The following is a 1,030-nucleotide window of genomic DNA, read 5'->3' as shown; positions in this document are numbered from 1 at the left end:
ACCGTTATGCTTGAATGCATGCAATGCGAGCGCTTTACCTTAGACATTTATGGCGCAGGCCACGTAGCACAGGCGCTTATTGGTATATTGGCACAACTACCTATGCGCATACGCTGGATAGATAGCCGCGCCGATGTATTCCCACAGGCTATTCCAAATAACGTAGTAAAAGTGGTTGATGAAGAACCAACAGAGCAAGTAAAACGTGCGCCTAAAGCTAACAACTACTTAATATTGACCCATAACCACCAGCTCGACTTTGCACTCACCCAAGCCATTATTAAACGCGCCGATGCCAATTGGCTTGGTGTAATTGGCTCTGACACTAAAGCCAAACGCTTTAAGCAGCGCCTAGCACATCGCGATTTTACAGCCGATCAAATACAGCAAATGACCTGCCCTGTTGGGCTTAATAACATTTCGGGCAAATTACCAATGGAAGTGGCTATTTCGATTAGTGGACAGCTAATTGGCCTTTATCAGGCTATGCAAACCCAAGAGCCAAAACGCCAAGGCTTGCAATGGCGCACACTAAAAAATGCCTTAATTAGCACCACGCAAGAGGAAGTAAACGCATGAGTAGTTTACAAATAAATACGCTAAATGATGCACAAGTAAAACAAGCACTTGAGCATTGCTGCGCGGCCCCTAACTGGGTGGCGGGCATGGTAAAAGCAATGCCATTTAAAAGTGCTCAGCAGCTGTTTGAATGCGCACAAAGCACATGGGATAACCTTGGCGAAAGTGACTATTTAGCTGCCTTTGAAGGCCACCCGCAAATAGGCGACTTATCAACCCTTAGCAAAAAATACGCTGCTACCGCACAAAAAGCGGGGCATGAGCAATCGGGTATGAGCAAAGCAAACGAAGCCGTACTTACCAAAATGATTGCCCTCAATAAAGAGTACCTGAACAAGTTTGGCTTTATTTTTATTGTGTGCGCCACCGGTAAAACGGCCGAACAAATGCTCGAACTCATAGAGCAGCGCATACACAACACCCGCAGTACAGAGCTAAATATAGCCGCGGG

At 46.2% G+C, this 1,030-nt stretch carries 2 protein-coding genes; both read left to right on the top strand.

The genetic code is table 11. The features are described from left to right. Positions 1-579, top strand: a 579-nt coding sequence (gene xdhC / locus L652_RS0102300) for a xanthine dehydrogenase accessory protein XdhC (RefSeq protein WP_024603247.1), incomplete at its 5' end; no start/stop codon positions are given. Further along, positions 576-1,030: 2-oxo-4-hydroxy-4-carboxy-5-ureidoimidazoline decarboxylase (gene uraD, locus L652_RS0102295; RefSeq protein WP_024603246.1), on the top strand; the 455-nt coding region annotated here is incomplete at its 3' end. The genes xdhC and uraD, both read left to right, overlap by 4 nt.

The sequence above is a fragment of the Pseudoalteromonas sp. TB25 genome, assembly GCF_000497995.1.
Lineage (GTDB): Bacteria > Pseudomonadota > Gammaproteobacteria > Enterobacterales > Alteromonadaceae > Pseudoalteromonas > Pseudoalteromonas distincta.
The sequence above is the reverse complement of the archived record's forward strand: the minus strand, read 5'-3'. Positions and strand labels throughout refer to the sequence as shown.